Source organism: Thermomicrobium sp. CFH 73360, assembly GCF_023806465.1.
Taxonomy (GTDB): Bacteria; Chloroflexota; Chloroflexia; order Thermomicrobiales; family Thermomicrobiaceae; genus Thermomicrobium.
Window position 1 is genome coordinate 419,590 of sequence record NZ_JAMSLS010000003.1, and the last position, 21,261, is coordinate 440,850.

The following is a 21,261-nucleotide window of genomic DNA, read 5'->3' on the forward strand; positions in this document are numbered from 1 at the left end:
TCCCTTCTCCTCAGTCAAGGCGGCTGACCAGCCGCCACTGGTCGTCGCGTGCATCCCAGCTCAGGAGGAGTCGCTGACCGTCTGCAAGCTCCACCCATCCTGTTCGGCGATGCTGTCTCTCTGGCCACCAGAGATCGATCCGTTCCCAGGGGCCACTCCGAACGACACGCAGGCGTTGCCCAGCAACGTCCAGCCACCAGTTTTGTGCGCGCCGAATCAACCGCACTGGCTCGCCACGAGCAGGATGCGCCTCCTCGTTCGCGAGCCCCTCCAGACGCCAGCGCTGTTCGGGGAGCGGGGCAACTGGGCAATGCTCAACGACCCGCACGACGTGTCCCGGCACCAGGCGCTGGGCGAGGGTGAAGACCCGCTCACGCTCCTTGCGCCGACTCGGAGCCTCGACAAGCAAACCCGGCTGGTGCGCTGTGACAGTGCCATGCGCGTCGATGACGAGTCGGAGCAGCGTCACGGCCCCGGGAAGCACGCAGCGTAGGGCAAGGGCACGAGCACTCTCGGCGAGTTCCTCTGCTGTCCGCAGCGGATATGGGAAATGTCGACGACGCGACGTACTCCGCCCATCCTCGGCGACAAGTTCGAGTTGCAGGCGCCAGGCAACGTGACCGAGCCGATTGAGCGCCTCCATTGCCTGCGCTGCTAATGCATGGAGCGTGAGTGCGAGCGCATCACTCGTCACAGCTGGCGGCTCGAGCGTCCGCTCAAAGCGGAGCGGCTCGACTGGCACTTGGCCACGGAACGGTATCGGGTCGTCACCCCGTGCAATCCGATGGGCAGTGAGCGCTTCTGTACCAAAGCGTCGCTGAATACTTCCTGGTGGCAAGTCAGCGAACTGACCAATTGTCGAAACACCGAGCGCACGGAGTCGCGCCAACACCTGGCGCGGGAGCGGCAGCCACTCGAGTGGAAGCGGGCGAAGGAAAGCGCGTGCTTCGCCGATCGGGACAACCGTGACCTCTCCCGTCGCCGCGAGCCGTGCTGCGACGCGAGCAATCCACGGCGTCGCTGCGATGCCAAGTCGGCCAGCCCCACCAGCTGCTGCGAGTGCAGCAAGCACTGCTTGGCCATAACGCTGCTCGTCACCGTAGAGGAGTCGGACACCACTTGCCTCGAACCAAACACCGGTTCGCTCCTCGTCCAACTGGACAGCCGGAGTAAGTGGGGTGAGCACCTCAGCAAGCGAGACGCTTGGTAAGCGGTCGAGCCAGAGATAGCCAACGCGCACGGAGCTCCTCCTCAAGTTGTGACCAAAGCGCAGGATCACTGGTGAGTCGTGCCGCTGCTGCCTCGCGGCTCCGGCCGAGCACGGTATTCGCGAAGGTCAAGCCGAGCGGGTGCTGGACGATGATCCCCCCGACGAGCGCAAGATCGATCCGCTCAAGAGCAAGGCGGACTCCCTCGCGCTCGCTGAACTCGACCGGGACGGGCGGCTCGCATAACGGCCAACGGGGACTCCGCTCCACATGGATGCGGACGCGGAGCCCACTGGGCAGCATGGTCGAACCGAAGGGATTCGGCGGCACGAGTTGGGCGAGTGGCTCGAGACGCAGGCGGAGTTGGGCTGCTGCAAGCCCGGGTCCGCTCGCCCGGTCGCGGACCACGACGAGCGCGGTTGGCCGACCGCGGAGGAGCGGGCGAAGCTGCCGGAGTCCGCGCTCAAGTGCTGAGCGAGTTGCCCAGTGTGGAGGAAGATCGAGCACCACAAGATCGAGCGCATCAGCAAGGAGCAGGAGGCGAGCAAGTTCCAAGGCCTCAGTCAGTGTGCGCGGCAAGGCGAGGAGAAGGTCGCGCAGGTCAACGCCCCAGCGATGGAGGCGATCGAAGTCGGCACCATGCGCAGCGTCGAGATATGCCGCCCAGCCACCGATCCGCTGTGTCGTCCGCACAAGCCAGCTCGCGAGTGTCCGCTTCCCGGAATAGGGTGGGCCAGCAAGTTCGGTGAGTCGCCCGCGAGGGATTCCGCCACCAAGTGCGAGGTCGAGCCCTAGGAGCTCGGTCGGCAGAGCACGCGGATTCCGGACGCACTGTGTGGGGACACACTCAGTGCACGCTGCGTGTGAGGAAGAAGGCTGTGTCCAGTCAAGCAGGACATGCGGCCCAAACCGTTCAACGAGCAGCCGGCGGAGGGAGGCGATCCGCTCGCGGCGAGGATCAACTGCGGATAGCGTGGCGGCTGTGCCCTCACTGGTCGATATCCCTGGTGCAAGTGAGGTGCTCTCTGTCCGAGTGTTCGCTCGCAACGGAGTCGTCTGAACTCCTGGCACGTGTCCCCCTTTCCGTGCCCCATCGTACCTCGCACATTCGTTCGGATTCATCGTAATAGAACACCTGTTCGCAGTCAAGAGTTGCCCTAGAGGCACAAGAGAAGCACGTACTTGTCTCTTGCCGAGCAGCCGGTAGGCCCTTCAAGGGGAGCGGCACGACGCTTGCACGGGGGCATAGTTCAACCAGGCTGATCACTGTGCCCTAAACCGGGGCAACTCCCATTGTCAGGCACAATGCTGTCGCCTCGTGTCAACTCTCGAACAGATCGAGCAATCCTTCGCTGGCCAGTTGGCGTCGCACGGGAGCTCGTGCCTCCACCCCCGGCTTTGGGAGCGCGCGGGAGGTCAGGCGGTTCCACAGGCGGAGCTACCGCTCTACCGGTGCAGCTCGCTCGGCGTCGAGTTCGCAGCGTGAGCCAGGGCCACGGGAAGGCTGCGGCGAGCGCAGCCTGCACTCCTGCGCTGAGGGGATCATCCATTCACTGCCATGGGCCGTGCCACACGCTCTCGCCGATCAGCACCAGCTCAACCCGGCACAAGGGCCACGCTCCGGAGCCGGCTATACGAGCGGCTGGACTTGTCCCGGTTCAGCCGGCGGCCGATGAGCGCCTCACCCCGAACAGGAGAAGCACGCTGAGCATCCAGATCAGCCAGCGTGTCGGTGATCGTTCCCGACGGCATGACAATCCGCTCCCTTTCCGGCTTCACCCCTCTGCGGTCGCTCGCGCATCTTGAGTCAACCCTGACAGGCACATGTTCCTCGCGCTGCATGACCCATAGATCCCTCGGTTCGGAAAGACGACGAGTGCTTGTGCACCCAAACGTGTCCCTGCGCCCTGACCAGCATGCCAAGCCCAAGGCGGCACGCTGCCTTCATGCCCGTTGTGATCCCCCCTGGCCTTCTGTTCGCTCCAGCCGGCAGGATCGCCTGACCACCCACCAGGCACCAGCGATCGAGCCGCCTGCCCAGACGAGTGCAACCAGGCTGCGCAGCCCAATGGGGCTCCCCGCCAATTCGGCATCCCAGATCGGCCCTTGGCGAATTCCCAGCCAGAGGGCTGTCGTGAAGAGCCAGGCGACGAAGAGTTCGTAGACCCAGTCGAGCAGGCGAAAATGACGAAAGCGCCGCACAATCCTGAATGTGCCGACTGCGATCCCGAGGGCAACACCGCCAAAGTAGGCGATCGCAGAGAAGAGCGGATACCACTCGTTCCACTGCATCCTCATCACTCCTCACCCGACGCCAAGCATCTTGCTTATGGTCCCCATGGAGGTTCCTGCCAGCAGCAATGGTGCCGCCAGGCGCACGAGCATGCCAAGCAATGTATAGTGATCGTCACCCGAGATGAGACGTTGTCAAAATCACGAATATTGGATTCTTTGCGGCAATCGTTGGTACTCAACGACGTCCAGCTTGTCCTCGCTGCCTACCTCGAAGAGATATCGCTTTATCCAGCCATGTCGACGGTGGATCCGTTGTTGCTGGCACGGTGGGCTCGATGGCGCACTCCTCGCTTAATCCAGTACCAGAGAAAGGCGCCGGTGAATATTGTCTGGAGGAGTGTCAGGTAGGGATCATCCATGTACGGTTGGGGGCCAGTGCGTAGCGTGTAGAGATGGTGACCGAGGCCGAGAATGCTTCCGAAGCCCCCGATGAGGCGCCAGTGCCAGCGACCCGGACCGGTCTGGTCAGAGCGCCGCCCGAGGAAGAGCCCAGTTGTCAGAATCGGGATGACGCAGAGCAGCATGACCAGCCAGAGGATCCAATGAATGGTTGCCCCGTGCAGAACGATACCTTCACCTCTGGACGACTCAGGGCAAGGACGCGAGCACTCACTCATGTTCCTGACTCGGCGCAACACGGAGTACAGGACCATCCACCAGGGCACGAGATGTATAGACACCAAGGGCATCGAGTCAGGATGCATGAAGCGGCGAGCCACGAGAGGCCTGCACCACAGACAAAGAAGCAGGTCCAACCAGTACATCGCCGCGGTCCCGAGCACTCGCGCCTCAGCTCCGCCGCTCACCATGGCTCTCTTCGCACCTCGATAGGCTGAACGTCGCAGCACTCGCGTTGGTGAGTGGTGTCTTCCGGCAACTCGCGCGTGCAGCAGTCAACGATCTGCTCACCAGCATGCTTGCGTTCCGTTCGTGGCTCGCGCTGGTCCGCTTTTGAGAAAACCCGGCCTGGCTCCTCATCGATGGCGGTGCGGTCGGCTTCCTCCAGCACAGCCCCCCAGGGCAGGGAGCGAACGCCCGCCCGTCTCACCCAGCGACACCAGCACAGGCAGCGAGGGCTGCTTGTCCAAGACTGATCCCACCATCATTCGGTGGTACGGCGCGGTTGATCCACAACTCAAGCCGGTGAGGCCGCAGGAGCTCCGCAACCCGTTCAAGCAGGAGGGCATTTTGGAAGACACCACCAGAGACAACCACCCGTTGCGCACGGTATGCCGCACAGTACTCCACGGCAACTGTCACAACAGCTGCTGCGACTGCCTCATGAAATGCCCGCGCAATCTCGGTGATATCCCGTCCTCGACAGCGATCCTCAACAACTGCAGCAAGGAGTGGGCGGAAGTCCAGCTCTCCCTCAGCCAATGGGAAGGGATAAGGCTGCACCGGCGGTGACTTCTGCGCGAGATGCTCCAACCACATGGCAGCTTGGCCCTCAAAGCTGATCGATCGGGTAAAACCACAAAGCGCCGCAACAGTATCAAAGAGTCGTCCCATTGAGGTGGTGGGAAAACAACGCAGGCCGCGAGCCACTAACTCACGTGCCTTCTTGTACTGCTCAGGGAAGCGAAAGGGTGGAGCAGTAAGGTCAGGAAAGCCCTCAAGGGCGACGAAGAACCCCGCCGCTGCTTGGACCGGCCATCGGGCTGCCGCATCGCCACCAGGAAGCACCGCTTGCCGCAAGTGAGCAACACGCTGGAACCCTTCGCTCAGTGACCCGACAAATACCTCACCGCCCCAGATCGATCCGTCATCACCGTAGCCGGTACCGTCGAAGGCTAGACCAATGATGCGTTCGGACCAGCAGCCACGCTCAGCCAGCACGCTCGCGATGTGTGCGCGATGATGCTGCACTGCCACATGCTGACCAGGCAGCGTAAGCGCATGATCCGTCGAGACATATGCCGGGTGCGCATCATGCGCAATAATCGCCTGTTCGAGCTCCACCTCATACATTGCACAAAGGTCGCGAATGGTGGCCGTGAACGCCTCCACAACCGGCCAGTGGTCAAGGTCACCAATATGCTGACTCACAAACGCTTGTCCCTCGATCACCACGGTGATCGTGTTTTTGAGGTCAGCACCCACAGCCAGAATCGGTCGGCTTGTGGGGAGCGTTGCGACCATGCTCGGAGCAAGCCCGCGTGACCGGCGCACGATGACTGGCCCAAGGGCTGTCATCCGCACGACGGAGTCATCGACGCGACGTGCAATGGGCCGTTCGCCCACAAGGAACCCGTCCGCAATACCGCTGAGGCGGGTGAAAGCGTCGTCCTCGGTAAAGGCAATCGGTTCTTCGGAGCGGTTTCCACTCGTCATCACGAGAACCGCTGGTGCGCCAGCTGCAAAGAGCAGAAAGTGCAGGGGAGCATAGGGCAGCAGAATCCCGAGTTCGCGATTGTCCGGCGCAACACCAGGAAGAAACACTCGTGCCGGAAGTAACACGATCGGCCGAGCTGGGGAGGTTAACACCGCACGGGCTGCGTCGTTGAGCTCCACCAACTCGGCGGCGGCTGCAAGGCTCGCAACCATTAGAGCGAACGGTTTTTCTTTCCGGAACTTCCGTTGGCGCAGTGTCTGGACAGCGGCCGCGTTTCGGGCGTCACAGGCCAGATGATAGCCTCCGATCCCCTTGATCGCGACAATTCGTCCCGCGCGGAGCCACTCTGCAGCCTCCTGGATAGCTGCTGGACCGCGCGCCTGTTGCAACCGGTGCGCATCGATGAGTAGGTACTGTGGACCACAGACAGGACAGGCTACCGGTTGGGCATGGAAGCGCCGGTCAGCAGGGTCGTGATACTCGCGGGCGCAGTCTGGACACAGTGGCCAGTCTTTCATCGTCGTGCGCGGACGGTCATAAGGAAGACCGAGCACGATACTGTAGCGTGGCCCGCAGTTCGTGCAGTTGATGTAGGCATACCAGTAGCGCCGATGAGAAGGGTCGAAGAGTTCGCGCAGGCAATCTGCGCAGACCGGAAGATCTGGTGCAATGCGCGTGGTTGGGCGCTCGCGCCGCTGACTTTCGCGGATCGTGAATCCGGTCAGGCCACGTGGAGCGATCGCCTGGACGACCACTTGGTCAATCCGCGCCGCTGGGGGAGGATGCGTGGTCAGCTCGTGCAGGAACGTTTCGATCGCTGCTTGGTTTCCCTCAAGAACGATTTCGACTCCATGCTCACCGTTGGCCACCCACCCACTCAGACCACAGGACGTGGCCAAGCGATAGACAAAGGGGCGGAAGCCCACCCCTTGCACGATGCCAGTGACACGGACGGAGTACGCTGCGAGTTGGGTCAATCGGTCAAAAGGCGCAGACACGACCTTGCCACCCGATGCGAATCACTTGGCCATCCTCGACGAGCACTGGTACAGCGCGTCTTCCTCCCGTGAGGCTGAGCAAGCGCTCCCGCGCTATGGCGTCGAGCTCGACGTCGTACTCGACAAACGCCAGGCCGCGCCACTGCAGGTCTTCCCGCAACTCAGCAGTGTACGGACACCACCGTGTCCCATAGAGTTCAAGCTGAGCCATAGAGCACAACCTCCAGCAGTTCACGGAGGATGTGATAAGCCGAGGCCTGTACTTCCTGAATCCGTGGGATGTAGTCACAGTGGACAACAATGGCATAGTCGACCAGTTGCCGGCGCACGATTTCTCCGCCGTCATAGCCGAGCAAGCCAATGGTCAAAAGGCCGCGTTTCCGCGCCTCCTCAAGTGCCAAGATGACGTTACGAGATCCCCCACTTGTTGAGATCCCGATCGCCACATCGTTGGGCTGGGCATGGGGAATCAACTGGCGCAGAAACATCACCTCTTGGCCAACGTCATTGGCAATTGCGGAGAGATTTGCCGGTTCCAGCGCGAGCGAGATTGCTGGGATGGGATGGTAATCAGCTGGAGGGATCACGCAATCGAGCGCCAGGTCGTTGGCATCGGTCGCCGAACCGCCATTTCCAAAGCAGATCAGTTTTCCGCCACGCTCGATCCGTTCCGCAATTGCTGTCGCAGCTCGAGCGATCGTCTCCGCCTGCTCGCGAGCAAGCTCCTCTCGCAGACGCTCATCGTCCTCAGCCTTGGCCACAATGGACCGGGCAACCTCAGGTTCGACAGAACGCAGGTCGACGAATTCACCACCAAGGAAAGGGTAGAGGGTCGCCATCTCGCCGATATCGTGTCCCGCGAGCTGGCGATGCTCGAAGAAGACATGCACGGTCTCCCACAGCGTGTGATAGAGAATCTCGATCAACTCCTGATGGACAAATGGATTACTTGAGGGAGCCTGGACAGCATAATCGGCCGTACCCGCCTCACCGGGCAAGGCCAGGGTAAGGATTCCACGGCTCCAGAGTTCCTGAAGACACGCATGCACACGCTCGTCCCCGTCAGGTGGTCCAAACCCCAGAGCCATGTCTTTCGGTTGAGCAACCGCAGTACTCCATTCCGGGAATGCAAGACTCAGATCGAGGGCTGGCAAGGCACGTTTGCCAACGATCACGGGATGGATGAACTCAACTGAGACATGTTGGGCATCGGTAGCGTAGGGGCCGCGGCCAAAGGCGAGGAGACGACCGCCCTCAAGGAAACGCTCCGCCATTTGTCGGCAGATGGTAGCGAGTCTGGGTGCTTCGCGCGGGAAAAAGGCTTGTGAACAGGCATTGCGCTCGCTGAGCCGTTGTCGGACAAGCGAGGTGAGCGTCCTACTCATGGCGGCGACTCCTCGTCTCGACGCGTTGCTTAGCAGATGCGTGGCAACGGATCTCCCACCAACATGTCGATCACGCGCTGGCCACCATACGGGGTCGATACGATGACGACACCGGCAGGTTGCTCCTGCACCTCCCCGATACACGCTGCCTGCTCACCACCCGGCACCCGCTGGAGTGCTGCGAGGGCAGCATCTACCCATGCAGGATCGACCACCGCGAGGAGTTGCCCCTCATTCGCAATATAGAGCGGGTCGAGACCGAGCAACTCGCAGGCTCCCCGTACCGCATCGCGGACGGGAATCGCTTCCTCAGCCAGTGTGATCGCCACGCGAGCATCCCGCGCGAGCTCATTCAGTGCGGTTGCCACTCCGCCGCGGGTCGGATCCCGCATCCAGTGAAGGCCAGGGCTTGCCGCCTCGAGCAGCGCCTCGACGAACGGCGTTAGCGCGCGGGTATCGGAAACGAGATCGGCTTCGAGGTCGAGTTCTCCGCGCGCCAGCAGCACAGTGATCCCATGATCTCCAATTGGGCCGCTGATCAGTATCTGATCGCCAGGACGGACGCGGTGAACACCAAGCTCAGCTCGCGGGTCGACGAGCCCAACTCCTGCGGTCACGATGTAGAGTCCGTCGGCCTTCCCGTGTTCCACCACTTTGGTGTCACCACCGACGATGGACACCCCAGCACGACGCGCTGCCTGCGCAAGTGCTTCGACCTCCGCCCGGAGCACTTCGCTTGGTAGCCCCGCCTCCACGATAAAAGCCGCGAGGAGTCCAAGGGGACGAGCACCACTGACTGCCAGATCGTTGACCGTTCCATGCACAGCCAGTTCGCCGATAGAGCCACCAGGGAACCGCAACGGTTTGACAACAAACGCATCAGTGGTCAATGCAAGGCGCAACCCTTCGATCGACATGATTGCTGAATCTTCCAGGGGAATTAAAGCCGGATTGGCAAGCAGGGGCAGGAACAAGCCCTCGATCAGCCGGCGCGACGCCTTACCGCCTGCTCCGTGGACCAGCTCGATCACGGCATCGTGGAAGGTAGGCTGCACCGACGTCTCACGCATCAGTCGTCCCTCCCAGCGGCAGCCAAGCGATGGACATAGTGATAGTAGGCTGCACAGGCGCCTTCATTGGATACCATGAGCGCACCAATTGGGTGTTCCGGTGTACATTCGCGCCCGAAAAGCTTGCACTGAGGCGGTTTGAGCACGCCCTTGAGCACCTCGCCGCACTGGGCTGCTTTGGGATCGGTGACGCGAACACCAGGGACGTCAAATTGCCGCTCGGCATCCCAATCAGCGTACGCCTCGGAGATCTTGAGTGCTGACTGGGAGATGAACCCAAGGCCACGCCATTCGAAGTACGGCCGGAGCTCGAAGACTTCCGCCATTGCCGCAAGTGCCGCACGATTCCCATCCCAGGGAACCACGCGACTGTACTGGTTTTCCACCTCTGCACGCCCTTCGGCGAGTTGCCTGAGGATCATGAGAATCGACTGGAGAATATCGAGGGGCTCAAAACCCGACACCACCAGTGGTTTACCATAATCCCGCGCCACAAAGAGGTATGGCCGACAGCCGATGACGGTCGAGACATGCCCTGGCCCGATGAACCCATCCAGACGCATGTCAGGGGAGTCGAGAATAGCACGAATTGCTGGCACGATGAGGACATGGTTACAGAACACGGAGAAGTTGCGAATCCCCAAGGCCTTCGCCTTCTGAAGCGTCAGTGCCGTCGAGGGTGCAGTCGTCTCAAACCCAATAGCAAAAAAGACGACATGCTTCTCGGGGTGCGCCTGGGCAAGCTTGAGTGCATCAAGCGGCGAATAAACCATACGGACATCAGCACCCCGTGCACGGTACTCGAGAGGGGTCCCACGGCGACCAGGCACACGCATCATATCGCCGAAAGCCGTGAAGATGACATTCGGTTGCTCAGCCAACGCCAGGCCATCATCAATACGTCCCATCGGCAAGACACAGACTGGGCAGCCCGGTCCATGAATCAGTTCAACATTGGGCGGAAGGAGCTCGACCAGTCCATGCCGGTAGATCGCATGGGTGTGGCCGCCGCAGACCTCCATGATCCGGTAGTGCCGATCAGGATCGGCCAGGCGAGCAATCTCGGCTGCCACAGCACGGATCAGTCGCGGATCACGGAGTTCATCGACGTAGCGCATTCGTTGCCCCCTTGAATCCGTGCCAGCGCGACCCCAAGATGCACGAGCAGGATATCCCCGACGCAAACATCCTCAAGAAAGTCAAGGGCGACACGGGCACGCTGCCCACAACGATCCTCGCAGAGGGCCTCCTGGCCTTCAATGGCGAGCACGATCACCGGGACAGCCAGGTCACCGCAGGTGGTGCAGCCATTCTGATCAAGCGTGCAGCTACCGTATTGGGCGAGTTCCGGGTGAACATCACTCGGCCACATCGAAGAGATACCCCCGCACTTCCTCCATGGCCTGTTCATCTTCCCCGAGTGCCTCTAAGAGCCGAAGTTGCGCAGCGGCCTCCTGCTCGCTGACCTTACTCAAAGCGAACCCGACATGAATCAAGACCCAATCTCCCTCTCTCAGTCCTTCATCCCACACCAGGTCCACGTTGACTCGACGTCGGACACCAAGGACCTCCACCAAGGCAAGGTGTGTTTCTGGTTCGAGTGCGACGATTTGGCCGGGGATAGCTAGGCACATGAGAGCACTCCTTTAATACTCCGGAACCTCGCCCACCAGCATGGCACGCCGTGCGCGCAGCCATGCCACCCAGGCCTCGATTCCTTCACCTGTCCGCGCCGAGAGGGTAAGGCAAGGTACTTGAGGATTCACACGCTGCACTGAAGTGCGGAAGCGCTCAAGATCGAAGCTGAGATACGGGATGAGATCGCTCTTCGTCAGCAGCACCAGATCGGCGCGGTGAACAATCGGCGGATACTTCTCCGGCTTGTCCTCCCCCTCCGTAACCGCGAAGAGGACGACACGGGCCTCCTCACCCAAGTCGAAGCTTGCGGGGCAGACAAGGTTCCCGACGTTCTCGATGAAGAGGTACTGAAGTTCGCGAAGTTCTTTGCCTTCGAGCGCGGCGGCGACCATCGCCGCCTCGAGATGGCAGACCGTTCCAGTGGTGACTTGCCGCACCCAGCGCGCGTGCGGGCGCAGCCGTTGAGCATCGTTCTCCGTCGCAAGATCACCGACGACGACTGCGGCAGGCACCGCGGCGAGTGATGCGAGCGTTACCTCAAGCAACGTCGTCTTGCCAGCGCCAGGGCTGGACATGAGGTTGACTGTCAAAACACCAGCCTCGCGGAAGGAGCGACGGAGCTGCTCTGCGAGAAGCTCGTTACGCTCGAGGAGACGCTGCTCGAAACGAAGGAGCTCCTCAACCATGCACCACCTCCGCCGCCACCAGGTCGAGTTCGTCGCCGCCGACGACGTCGAGCGTCGGAGCACCGCATGAAGGGCAGGCCGATGGGAGAGAGACGAGCCGGAGCAGCAGGGGATCAGTCTCTTCGCAGTTCGCGTCGTCGAGCTGCTGCTGGTGCTCGCACAAGCGACAGCGGACGACGAGAGGTGTGCGCTCGATCACAAGCCGAGCCCCCTCAGCGCACGTACCAAGCGCGGCGACTTCGAAGGCCGACCGGAGCGCGGAGTCGACGACGCCAGCGAGCGGACCGATCCGGAGGTGCACGGTAGTGACACGAACCTCCGACCGATCCTGCAAGCGCTCCGTGAGCGCCTCGAGGAGAGCCATGGCGAGCGAGAGCTCGTGCATTCGTTTCCTCCGGGGAAAAGCCTCAGGTGGTCACGACAGATCAGAATGAGAAGGCCCGCACCTCGAACCGGTTGACCACCGCGGTCCCATGAACAGAACTTTACTGCGCACAACAGGATGATACTCGATACAGCCGCATCGCCGCCCCACGCAGACCACCTCGACAGAAGCTCTCCCGCAGAAAATGCGGAGAAGAGGGAAAGAGCCGATGATGCCTTGCGGGAGTCCTGCTGAATGCTACGGAGGCATGTGCGGGGACAGAGGGGAACGTCTCTGGCTCGCCAGAACAGTCGACCCCATATGTGTGCATCACTTCTGCAAGGATCCCACACGATCGGCATCATGAGCACTCGCTCGCCATCCAGCTCTCGGTGATGTCGCAATTATCAGACGATTCTGCCGAACGACCTCAGCAACAGACGAGAAGCAAGGAGCTCGAACGAAGCCACTGGAGCGGAATCGTAGGGTGTCCCGGGGCTGCCGTCTCCAGAGAAATACGCATAAGTGCGCTTATGCGTATTCCATGAGTGATGGATTCCATCGCGCCGGAATTCTCCTGGTTAAGCACCACACGCGACGATGAGGGTCCCCTCATACGATCGCCGAGCTCCACCTGTCACCGCGCCAGCACCCTCAGCTTGCTCCCGGTGGCACAACGGCATTCGTGCGACGACCATCACGTTCGGCTGCTTCATCGGTCTTTTCGCGAACGCGCTCCAAGAGCGCGGCCAAACCAATCCGCTCACTTCCGGCGAACGCAGCCAGCCGCGCTCGGTTGCATCGCACCTCGACCCGCTCCCCGACCGCCAACTCGACGGAAGGCGGCTGGCTCGTTTCTACCGTGATGCCGCAGCGCAGGAGCACTCGATACACCGTTTCGGCCCCGACAAAGCGTCGGTCGACCACAACCCCAAGCCCTTCTGGATGCGGCTCCAACACCACGTCTCGTGGACGCAGCAGGAGCTCCACCTGTTCGACAGGCGCCCGCTCCCCTTCCAGTGCAAAGGGGCCGAGATCACTGCGACCAATCGTCCCGAGTACCCGGGCGGGAACGAAGGTCGCTTGCCCAAGCAGGCGGGCTACCTCGCGAGTCTTTGGTTCGTGATACACCCGCTCCGGTGTATCGACTTGCACGATTGTCCCACCGAGCATGACCGCAACGCGGTCCGCCAGCGACAACGCTTCGTCGCGATCGTGTGTCACAAGCACGACCGTCGCACCAAGCTCCCGCAGCAGCCGCCGCAATTCTTCCCGCATTCGCTGCCGGAGCTCCGCGTCCAGGTTGGCAAACGGCTCATCCAAGAGCAGCACGGATGGTCGCGGTGCGAGTGCTCGGGCGATCGCGACCCGCTGTTGCTGCCCCCCAGAGAGCTGATGCGGGTAGCGCTTCCGGAAGGGTCCGAGTCCAGTAAGTTGCAGGAGTTCCTCGACACGCTGCCGTCGCTCGCTCCGTCCCAGACGATGGAGTCCGAAAGCAATGTTCTCCTCCACCGTCAGATGCGGGAAGAGTGCGTAGTCCTGGAAAACAAGCCCAACGCCTCGTTCCTCCGGTGGGAGAAACCGATCGCCCCCAGCTACCAACACCCCAGCAATCTCGATCGACCCGGCGTCTGGTCGCTCCAATCCGGCGGTCAGCCGCAACGTTGTCGTCTTCCCACAGCCGCTTGGCCCCAGAATAGCGAGGAGTTCACCCCCTCGCACTTCAAGCCAGAGATCATGCACCGCCGGATGCTGGTGACCGGGATACCACTTCCACACCCCGGCCAGTCGGACTGCTGCCGAATGCACCGCTATGCCTCCCTCCCGCGCCGCACTGTCCGGTCCTCCCACCAGCTGAAGAGTGCCATTGGGATCACTCCCGTGCCGAGCAAAAGCAACGTCGGCAGCGCAGCGTGTGACCAGTATGCATCTGCTGTTGCGTTCCAGATTGTCGTTGCCAGGGTCGTAAATCCAATTGGGCTCAGCAACAGTGTGACCGGGAGCTCCTTCACAGTTGTTAGGAAGACAAGGAGCATGGCACTGAGCGTCCCTGGGAGGGCGAGTGGGAGTTGGACGCGGAGCCACGTCCGCCAGGGTCGCAACCCCAGTGTCCGGGCCGCTTCCTCCCACCGCGGGCTTTGCTGCACGAGGACCGCACGGACTGTCCCCACCGCCTCCGGGAGAAAGCGCAAGGCATAGCCGATGATGAGCAACGGTAGCGTCTGATACAGCAGCGGGAAAAGCTGCGCCGAAAGTGAGACAAGGGCCAACGCAAGGACAATCCCCGGCAAGCTGTAGGTAATCCACAGTGGAAGATCGATCAGTCGTGTCAGCCGATTCGTCCCGCGAATGACGGCTCGCGCCACAGGAAAGGCGAGGGCCACGGTGACAATCCCCGCAGCCAGGCTGACCGCGAGTGAGTGCAGAAACGGAGTACTCACATCCGGCAGCGCCTCGCCGAGACGGCGCGCCCGCCACCACCAGTACAGCGCGACACCAGCGGGTAAGCCGAGGGCCACTCCACTGACCAGCACGCCAAGGCCCGCCAGAAACCAGGCCCAGACATTTGGTCGCGCCCGGGACGCTGGCCGACTCGATCCCGCAGTGCGAAAGAAGGCCGCGCGCTGACGCCACTGTCGCTCCACCAGCACCAACACAGTGGTCAGTCCAACGAGAAGTAACGCCAGCGCAGCAGCTGCCGCCCGATCAAAAGAGAGTCGATACTGGTTGTAAATGCTGTAGGTCAACGTCGGATAGCGCAGAATTGCGATTGCCCCAAAATCACTCAAAACATACAGTGCCGTGAGCAACATACCAGAGACAAGTCCTGGCCGGAGCAATGGTACCGTGATATACCAAAAGGTTGCCAAGCGCGTGTGTCCGAGCGTACGTGCCGCATCCTCGAAGCTTGGGTCAAGTCCACGAAGACTCGCTCGTATCGCCAAATACCCATACGGATAGGTCACCAGGGTCAACGTGAGCCAAGCACCAAAGAAGCCGTAGATCTCGGGTAACCGTTCAAGACCTAGCACCCGCTCTGCAACGCCTGCGAGAGCACCACGTGGACCAAGCGTCGCAACGACCGCATAGGCTGTGAGATAGCTGGGGACGGCCATGGGAAGCGCGAAAAGGATGGTCATGACCCGCCGGCCCGGCAGGGCGACCCGTTCTGTCACCCAGGCAAGCGGCAGTGCTAACAGAGCGCTCGTCAACGCCACCGTTGCGGCCAAACCAAGGCTGCGCAGGAGGAGCGTAACGGTTCGCGGATGCTGCAGGGCAGCAAGCGCACTCTCGCTCCCCTGCCAGGAACGCCAGAGAAGGTAGGCAAGCGGGCCCAACGCAATGACCGCGATGGCAATGGCAAAAAGCTCGTCCAATGCCAGCGTTCGGTGCGGTCGTCGGACGACAACTGGCTGTTCGAGCGTGGGCCCGCTTACCTGTACCTTCACAGAAGCCCAACCTCCTGTAGCAGTGCCAATGTACCGCGGAGATCATCGAGATCGGACAGGTCGATCGCCGGTGGATTCAGCTGATCAAGTGGCGGCAAGTCCGGATGCGCCGGTACTCCCTTAAGCAGTGGATACTCAAACGTTTGCTCAGAGAAGTAGCGTTGCGCCGGTTCGCTTAAGAGATAGTCCGCCAACCGCACTGCGAGATCTGGCGCGCGACTACTGGCGAGGATACCGATACCAGCGACGTTGACCAGACCACCAGGATCGCCGTTGGTATAGAAGTAGTTCTCCGCCGGCAACGGCTGGCCCGCCTGCGCACGCTCCCGCATGAGATAGTAGTGGTTGACGAACCCTGCCTCGATCTCCCCCTTGATGGTCGCCTGCACAATGCTCGAATTGTTGGGAAATACGCGCGGGTCGAGCGCCTTGATCCCCTCCAGCCAGGCCCGCGCCGTGTCCTCTCCGCGTAGACGGCGCAGCGCAGTCACGAACGCCTGGAACGAGCCGTTCGTTGGAGCCCAGCCAAGCCGTGCGCGCCAGCGCTCGTTCCCGGCAAAGTCGAGGATCGAGGCCGGGATCTCCTCTGGTCGCACCCGTTCGGTGTTGTACACCACGGTGCGGACACGGCCACTCACCCCAATCCACACACCCTGCGGCGATCGATAGGGTTCGGGGACACGCTCAAGGAGCTCCGATGGCAACTGCATCAGTCGCCCCTCCTTGGCCAAGGCACCAAGGGCACCCGCATCCTGACCAAAGAACAGGTCTGCTGGTGAGCGATCCCCTTCTTCTAAGATTGCTGTTGCCAGCTCGGCGGTATCTCCGTAGCGAACGCGCACATCCAGCCCCAGTTCCTCGGCAATGCGGTCAAGGAGAGGGCCGATGAGCGACTTGGAGCGCCCAGAATACACCGTAACGGTTCCAGTGCGTGATACGGCAGTGGAGGAACCGGGAGACGGTGCTGGGGTCGGCGTGACAGCTGGTGTACTCTCCGTGCCGGTAGTCGGTGTCGAAAGCGATCCCGTCGGGATAGCAGTTGGCGTGGCTTCCTGCGAGCCACCGCTGCAGGCGGCTAGTACCGTCGTCATGCCAGCGGCGAGCCCGAACCCGCCGAGGCGGAGCAGATCGCGGCGACGCATCCTTTCCTCCCTTGCTGTCGTCGTGTCTTCTCCGTCCAGCCTTTCCCCTTCTGGGACGACCGTTGGTTCGGGCTTGGTGGCCACCGCAGAATCCCGACCATTCCAGTCGGATTTATTCTCGGTGTACGGACACCCAGATGTCAAGAGAATCCGCCACCAATCGGACGGAGCTCCGGTGTGTGCGCTGCGGAGAAGTGACAGTGGTAGGGCTTGGAGTCGAGTCTGGGCATCCCCAAAGGTCTAGGGGCCGCACCGCAACACGATACACGTCGCACGCGACCACGTCCCCCTTCGTTCGCCCAGCACCAGTCGCGCAGATTCCCACCGCAGTGCTGCGCACCAACGCAAGAACCGGTCACGAGAACTGGAGGAGGACGTACAGGACGTATTGTCCTCGCTCAACGACGAAACGCCGAACCATCCCCTCTTGACAGTGGAAGCCCCGTCACCTAATGTGGCATTAAAGTTCCGAGAGGATTCAGCGAGGCAAGGGTTTGTCCATCATGCATCAGTCTCGCCCAACACATACCCTCAGCACCGGTGAGCGTATCCTCCGTGCGCTCCAGTTGATCGTCGAACGGCAGCCCGATATTTCTGTCAAAGAACTGGCAATGGAGCTCGGGGTTAGCCTCTCCACGGCGTATCACCTGGTACACACGCTGGTCGCTGCTGGCTACGTCGTCGCGGAGCCGCATCGGAGTCTGCGCCCCGGCCCGGTGCTCTTTCGTTTGTTGGAGCACATGCAGTCTCGTCCCTCGCACCTGGAAGCATACCGCCCACTCGTCGACGAGGTTGCACAGATGACGGGATGCCGGGCGTACCTCGCGACGTGGTCGGATCGGGACGTTGAAGTGGTCTATATTCACGGACGCCGCGGTGTTCGGGAACTCCCTGGGCTCACTCGTGGCTTCCGTGGCGCAGCGCACGCACTCGCCCTTGGCAAGATCCTGCTCGCCGGTCGAACAGCGGTCGAATGGCCTCCGTACCTCCTCAACGACTGGCTGCCTCGCTTTACGCCGTACACGCTCAGCCGGCGAGCCGCACTCGAGCGAGAACTCGCAACGGTCCTGGCAAGTGCCGTCGCCTTCGACCGCGAGGAATACGCTCTTGGCTCCATGTGTCTTGCTGTTCCCTTGCGAACCACGGAGGGGATTGCGCAGGCAGCACTTGGGATCAGCGTTCCAACTCGGCGCTTCCAGGTTGAGCGCGACATGCTGGTCGCACTTCTCCGGCAGCTCGCGCTGTCAGAAGGACTCTCCGCTACCACGTAGAAGCGATTCTTGGCACATACTGCCAAAAGCGCCGACAAGCCTTGTGCCACCACGTTCCCCCGGAGTACACTAGTCATTAGAACAGCTCTCGATCCCAAGGGTAAGGACGCGCTGATGGATCAGTCCGCGCTCTGGGCACAGCTTGAGCGTGTGCTCGACCCAGAACTTGACGAGTCAATTGTTCGCTTGGGGTTCGTGCAACGACTTGAGCAGGATGGCAGCGCTGTCCGTGTTGTCCTTCGTCTCCCAACCTACTGGTGTTCGCCGAATTTTGCCTACCTCATGGCCGATGGCGTGCGGCGGGTGTTGACTGAACTCCCAGGGATTGAAGCGGTGCGGGTCGAGCTTGAAGAACACTTCGCCAGTGAAGAGATCTCCAGTGGCGTAACCTCTGGCCGATCGTTCCGCGAACTGTTCCCAACCGAGGCACAGGAAGAACTGGACGAACTCCGGTGCCGGTTTCTCGTGAAGGGTTATGCGAGCCGGCTCCTGGTTCTCGTCCAAGCATTGCGCTCCGCTGGCGCGAGCGATGACGAACTCGTCGAGTCCTCACTCGGGCAGCTCGAGCACACGGGAGATCTGGCCTGGCTTGTCCTTGACGATCGGCGTCGTGGTCCGGTGCGCGGTCGCATGGTCGAACGGTACCTCGTCCGGCGTGCGGAGTTGGGGTTACCGATGCTGCCCGAGTCACCACTACTCCTGCTCGCCGATGGGCAGCCGATTACTCGCGAGCGATTCAATGAGGAGCTCCGTCACCTGCGTACAACCGTCATCAATCTGCGAGCGAGCACAGCGCTGTGTGAGGCGCTTTTGCAGAGTCGGCAACAGTGGTGGCAAAGCGAGCGGAAGGAGGTCTTGCCGTGATTACCATTGATGGGCAAGAGGTCTTTGTAATTGATGGGCACATGCACTTCTGGGATGGCAGCCCGCAGAACTGGCGCAACCAATGGGGCGAGGCCTGGATCAAATGCTTCTACGACTACCATCTCGCGCTTAGCCCCAAAGAGGCCGTCTGGCCCTTCGAGAAGTTCATGAAGTACAGCGCTGACGACCTCGTCCGCGACCTCTTCCTCGAAGGGCATGTCGATATGGGTATCTTCAACTCCACCTACCTCCGCGAGTTCTTCACGAACGGCTTCAACACCCACGAGCAAAACTACGCCCTCGTCCAGCAGTACCCCGACCGCTTCATCCTCTGCGGCTCCTTCGACCCCCGCTGGGGCGAGGCCGGGTTCGACACCTTCCGCCGCATGGTCGAGCAGTACCCCATCCGCGGCCTCAAGCTCTACACCGCTGAGTGGTACAACGGCTCCCGCGGCTGGAAGCTCTCCGACCCCATGGCCTACCGGTACCTGGAACTCTGCCGCGAACTGGGGATCAAGAACATCCATGTCCATAAGGGGCCCACTGTTTACCCCCTGAGCAAGGACGCTTTCGATGTCCATGACATCGACTACGCCGCCACCGATTTCCCCGACCTCAACTTCATCGTCGAGCACGTCGGCTTACCGCGACTGGATGACTTCTGCTGGATCGCTAAGCAGGAGAAGAACGTTTACGCCGGGCTGGCCGTGGCCAGCGCCTTCATCGCTACCCGTCCCCGCTACTTCGCCGAGATCATGGCCAACCTCCTCTACTGGGTCGGGGAAGACAAGATCCTCTTCGGCAGTGACTATGCCATCTGGACCCCCAAGTGGATCGTAGAAGCGTTTGCCCGCTTTGAGCTCCCCGAGGATCTCAAGCAGGAGTACGGCGTGGATCTGACGCCGCAGGCCAAGCGGAAGATCCTTGGAGAGAATGCGGCGCGGCTCTACGGCATCGACATCGCCGCGCAGAAGGCGAAGTTGGCCCAGGATCCGATCGGACAGCAATTGGCTGCTCAGGCAGCCTAAGGGAGGCAACTTGGGGCCTGTCGTGTGACAGGCCCCGCCAGTCGTCAAAAGGGGGATAGCGTGCGAGCAGCACGACTCTATCGGTATGACCCAGAGATGCGGGAGGAGCTGAAACTCGAGCAGGTGCCGGATCCCGAGATTCGGCATCCGAACGAGGTGATTGTGCGCATTGTTGCCGCAGGACTCTGCCGAACCGATTTGCACATCATTGAGGGAGTCTGGCGGGAGATCCTTGATCCGGCGGGGACGCTCCTTCCTTATACGCCAGGGCACGAGAACACTGGGATCGTCGAGGCCGTGGGCAGCGCAGTGACTGCTGTCAAGCCGGGCGATCGGGTGATCTGCCACCCGCTGAAGAGCTGCGGGGTGTGCTTGGCGTGTCGGATGGGCGAAGACATGTACTGTACAAATGGCCGCTTCCCTGGGCTGGATTCGGATGGAGGCTTTGCCGAGTATCTGGTGACCAACGAGCGAGCCTTAGTGAAGCTTCCCGAGGAGGTTGATTTGGTCGAGGTTGCGCCGCTGGCTGATGCCGGGCTGACCGCCTACCGGGCAGCCAAGCGGGCAGCGCGCCTGGTGCCGCCTGATGGCTGGGCAGTAGTGATTGGGATTGGGGGGCTTGGCCATCTGGCGCTACAGGTGTTGCGCGTGTTGTCGGCAGCACGCCTCGTGGCGGTAGATATTGCGCCACAGGCCTTGGAGCGCGCCAAGGAACTGGGAGCTGATTACGTTCTGCCGGGCGGTCCGGAGCTCGTTGCGCAGGTGCGGGAGCTGACGGGTGGCGGGGCCCATGTTGTGCTTGACTTTGTGGGGGAGCGGGGGGTAGAGCAGCAAGGTTGGCAGATGCTGCGAAAGGGAGGAACCCACCTCATTATCGGGTACGGGGGGCGGCTGGAGATCCCGACGGTGCAGATGATCTTCCAAGAAATGGCGGTGGCTGGGAGCCTGGTAGGGAACTATCGGGAGCTGAGCGAACTCATGGACCTCGCCGCACGAGGACTGGTACGAGTGTACGTGCAGCGGTATCGACTAGAGGAAATCAACCGGGCGATCGACGACTTCAAGCATGGGCGGTACTTTGGTCGCGCGGTGATCGTACCGTAAGCGGCCCTGGGGGGAGGGAGTCTCTAGCATCGTACCATCGAGAGACGGAACGAGCGCCCTCGGACGACCGAGGGCGCTCGTTTTGGTAGCGGGGGTGGGATTCGAACCCACGACCTCTGGGTTATGAGCCCAGCGAGCTGCCACTGCTCCACCCCGCGTCGGAGCGAGCGGAGCGCTCGATCGTCGGCTCAACCGTGCGCGCAGTGGCCTCGCCTCCCGCGCGGTCCCCCGCGCAGTACTCTCCGGCGCTGGTGTGGGGCACGACCCGGTTCGGGATGGGACGGGGTGTTTCCACACCGCTCTCGACCACGCGCACGGGTGAGCCGGCGATCTCTTGGTCTTCGTCTGCATAAGATCCGCTCGACTGTGTCGGCGTTCGCCGAGCGGCCCGAGATGGACGGACTGGCCTCGGCCATGAGGACGG

Annotated in this window: 21 protein-coding genes, 1 tRNA gene and 1 rRNA gene; 4 read left to right on the forward strand and 19 right to left on the reverse strand. The window is 61.7% G+C overall.

The window, feature by feature from the left end; all coding sequences use genetic code 11:
* Positions 1 to 10 precede the first annotated feature (10 nt).
* From NET03_RS08480 to NET03_RS08560, 17 genes are all read right to left on the reverse strand, one after another.
* Positions 11 to 1,240, reverse strand: a complete 1,230-nt coding sequence (locus NET03_RS08480) for a DinB/UmuC family translesion DNA polymerase (protein ID WP_252128481.1) — start codon at positions 1,238 to 1,240, stop codon at positions 11 to 13.
* Complete coding sequence (locus NET03_RS08485) at positions 1,188 to 2,255, reverse strand: P-loop NTPase family protein (RefSeq protein ID WP_252128482.1); 1,068 nt, start codon at positions 2,253 to 2,255, stop codon at positions 1,188 to 1,190. The genes NET03_RS08480 and NET03_RS08485 overlap by 53 nt, the downstream gene beginning before the upstream one ends.
* Before the next feature lie 549 nt (positions 2,256 to 2,804).
* Positions 2,805 to 2,960: a hypothetical protein gene (locus tag NET03_RS08490; RefSeq protein WP_252128483.1), complete on the reverse strand. Its 156-nt coding sequence runs from the start codon at positions 2,958 to 2,960 to the stop codon at positions 2,805 to 2,807.
* Positions 2,961 to 3,152: 192 nt separating this feature from the next.
* Positions 3,153 to 3,500, reverse strand: a complete 348-nt coding sequence (locus tag NET03_RS08495) for a hypothetical protein (RefSeq protein ID WP_252128484.1) — start codon at positions 3,498 to 3,500, stop codon at positions 3,153 to 3,155.
* A gap of 227 nt (positions 3,501 to 3,727) precedes the next feature.
* Positions 3,728 to 4,120, reverse strand: coding sequence for a hypothetical protein (locus NET03_RS08500; protein WP_252128485.1), 393 nt, complete (start codon positions 4,118 to 4,120; stop codon positions 3,728 to 3,730).
* A gap of 427 nt (positions 4,121 to 4,547) precedes the next feature.
* The gene (gene hypF, locus NET03_RS08505; protein ID WP_252128486.1) at positions 4,548 to 6,836 is read right to left on the reverse strand and encodes a carbamoyltransferase HypF; all 2,289 of its coding nucleotides are present in this window, start codon (positions 6,834 to 6,836) and stop codon (positions 4,548 to 4,550) included.
* The gene (locus tag NET03_RS08510; protein ID WP_252128487.1) at positions 6,820 to 7,047 is read right to left on the reverse strand and encodes a Uxx-star family glutaredoxin-like (seleno)protein; all 228 of its coding nucleotides are present in this window, start codon (positions 7,045 to 7,047) and stop codon (positions 6,820 to 6,822) included. The genes hypF and NET03_RS08510 overlap by 17 nt, the downstream gene beginning before the upstream one ends.
* Positions 7,034 to 8,221: an SIS domain-containing protein gene (locus tag NET03_RS08515; RefSeq protein WP_252128488.1), complete on the reverse strand. Its 1,188-nt coding sequence runs from the start codon at positions 8,219 to 8,221 to the stop codon at positions 7,034 to 7,036. Before NET03_RS08515 ends, NET03_RS08510 begins: the two co-directional genes overlap by 14 nt.
* Positions 8,222 to 8,250: 29 nt before the next feature.
* The gene (hypE, locus tag NET03_RS08520; RefSeq protein WP_252128489.1) at positions 8,251 to 9,291 is read right to left on the reverse strand and encodes a hydrogenase expression/formation protein HypE; all 1,041 of its coding nucleotides are present in this window, start codon (positions 9,289 to 9,291) and stop codon (positions 8,251 to 8,253) included.
* On the reverse strand, positions 9,291 to 10,409 hold the full coding sequence (gene hypD / locus NET03_RS08525) for a hydrogenase formation protein HypD (protein WP_252128490.1): 1,119 nt from the start codon (positions 10,407 to 10,409) through the stop codon (positions 9,291 to 9,293). Before hypD ends, hypE begins: the two co-directional genes overlap by 1 nt.
* On the reverse strand, positions 10,373 to 10,663 hold the full coding sequence (locus tag NET03_RS08530) for a HypC/HybG/HupF family hydrogenase formation chaperone (RefSeq protein ID WP_252128491.1): 291 nt from the start codon (positions 10,661 to 10,663) through the stop codon (positions 10,373 to 10,375). The genes hypD and NET03_RS08530 overlap by 37 nt, the downstream gene beginning before the upstream one ends.
* A complete protein-coding gene (locus NET03_RS08535; RefSeq protein WP_252128492.1) occupies positions 10,650 to 10,925 on the reverse strand; it encodes a HypC/HybG/HupF family hydrogenase formation chaperone in 276 nt (91 codons plus the stop codon). The genes NET03_RS08530 and NET03_RS08535 overlap by 14 nt, the downstream gene beginning before the upstream one ends.
* Before the next feature lie 12 nt (positions 10,926 to 10,937).
* Entirely contained in the window at positions 10,938 to 11,615 is a 678-nt protein-coding gene (gene hypB, locus NET03_RS08540) for a hydrogenase nickel incorporation protein HypB (protein WP_252128493.1), read from the reverse strand.
* A complete protein-coding gene (locus tag NET03_RS08545; RefSeq protein ID WP_252128494.1) occupies positions 11,608 to 12,000 on the reverse strand; it encodes a hydrogenase maturation nickel metallochaperone HypA/HybF in 393 nt (130 codons plus the stop codon). Before NET03_RS08545 ends, hypB begins: the two co-directional genes overlap by 8 nt.
* Before the next feature lie 633 nt (positions 12,001 to 12,633).
* Positions 12,634 to 13,788 (reverse strand): ABC transporter ATP-binding protein, encoded by a 1,155-nt coding sequence (locus tag NET03_RS08550; protein ID WP_252128495.1) that lies wholly within the window; start codon positions 13,786 to 13,788, stop codon positions 12,634 to 12,636.
* A gap of 2 nt (positions 13,789 to 13,790) precedes the next feature.
* Positions 13,791 to 15,428: an ABC transporter permease gene (locus tag NET03_RS08555; protein WP_252128496.1), complete on the reverse strand. Its 1,638-nt coding sequence runs from the start codon at positions 15,426 to 15,428 to the stop codon at positions 13,791 to 13,793.
* Complete coding sequence (locus NET03_RS08560) at positions 15,425 to 16,570, reverse strand: iron ABC transporter substrate-binding protein (RefSeq protein WP_252128497.1); 1,146 nt, start codon at positions 16,568 to 16,570, stop codon at positions 15,425 to 15,427. The genes NET03_RS08555 and NET03_RS08560 overlap by 4 nt, the downstream gene beginning before the upstream one ends.
* A gap of 503 nt (positions 16,571 to 17,073) precedes the next feature.
* On the opposite strand from NET03_RS08560, the gene NET03_RS08565 reads away from it, so the two are divergent.
* The 4 genes from NET03_RS08565 to NET03_RS08580 all read left to right on the forward strand — a co-directional run bounded on the left by NET03_RS08565 (position 17,074) and on the right by NET03_RS08580 (position 20,837).
* Positions 17,074 to 17,841, forward strand: a complete 768-nt coding sequence (locus NET03_RS08565; RefSeq protein WP_252128498.1) for an IclR family transcriptional regulator — start codon at positions 17,074 to 17,076, stop codon at positions 17,839 to 17,841.
* A gap of 114 nt (positions 17,842 to 17,955) precedes the next feature.
* The gene (locus tag NET03_RS08570) at positions 17,956 to 18,705 is read left to right on the forward strand and encodes an iron-sulfur cluster assembly protein (protein WP_252128499.1); all 750 of its coding nucleotides are present in this window, start codon (positions 17,956 to 17,958) and stop codon (positions 18,703 to 18,705) included.
* A 41-nt stretch (positions 18,706 to 18,746) separates the two neighbouring features.
* Complete coding sequence (locus tag NET03_RS08575; protein ID WP_286207339.1) at positions 18,747 to 19,733, forward strand: amidohydrolase family protein; 987 nt, start codon at positions 18,747 to 18,749, stop codon at positions 19,731 to 19,733.
* A gap of 60 nt (positions 19,734 to 19,793) precedes the next feature.
* Positions 19,794 to 20,837, forward strand: coding sequence for an NAD(P)-dependent alcohol dehydrogenase (locus tag NET03_RS08580; RefSeq protein ID WP_252128501.1), 1,044 nt, complete (start codon positions 19,794 to 19,796; stop codon positions 20,835 to 20,837).
* Positions 20,838 to 20,920: 83 nt separating this feature from the next.
* Here NET03_RS08580 and NET03_RS08585 read toward each other — a convergent pair.
* Positions 20,921 to 20,995 (reverse strand) — tRNA-Met (locus tag NET03_RS08585).
* 37 nt (positions 20,996 to 21,032) lie between these two features.
* Positions 21,033 to 21,151, reverse strand: a 5S ribosomal RNA gene (gene rrf / locus NET03_RS08590).
* Positions 21,152 to 21,261: the final 110 nt, after the last annotated feature.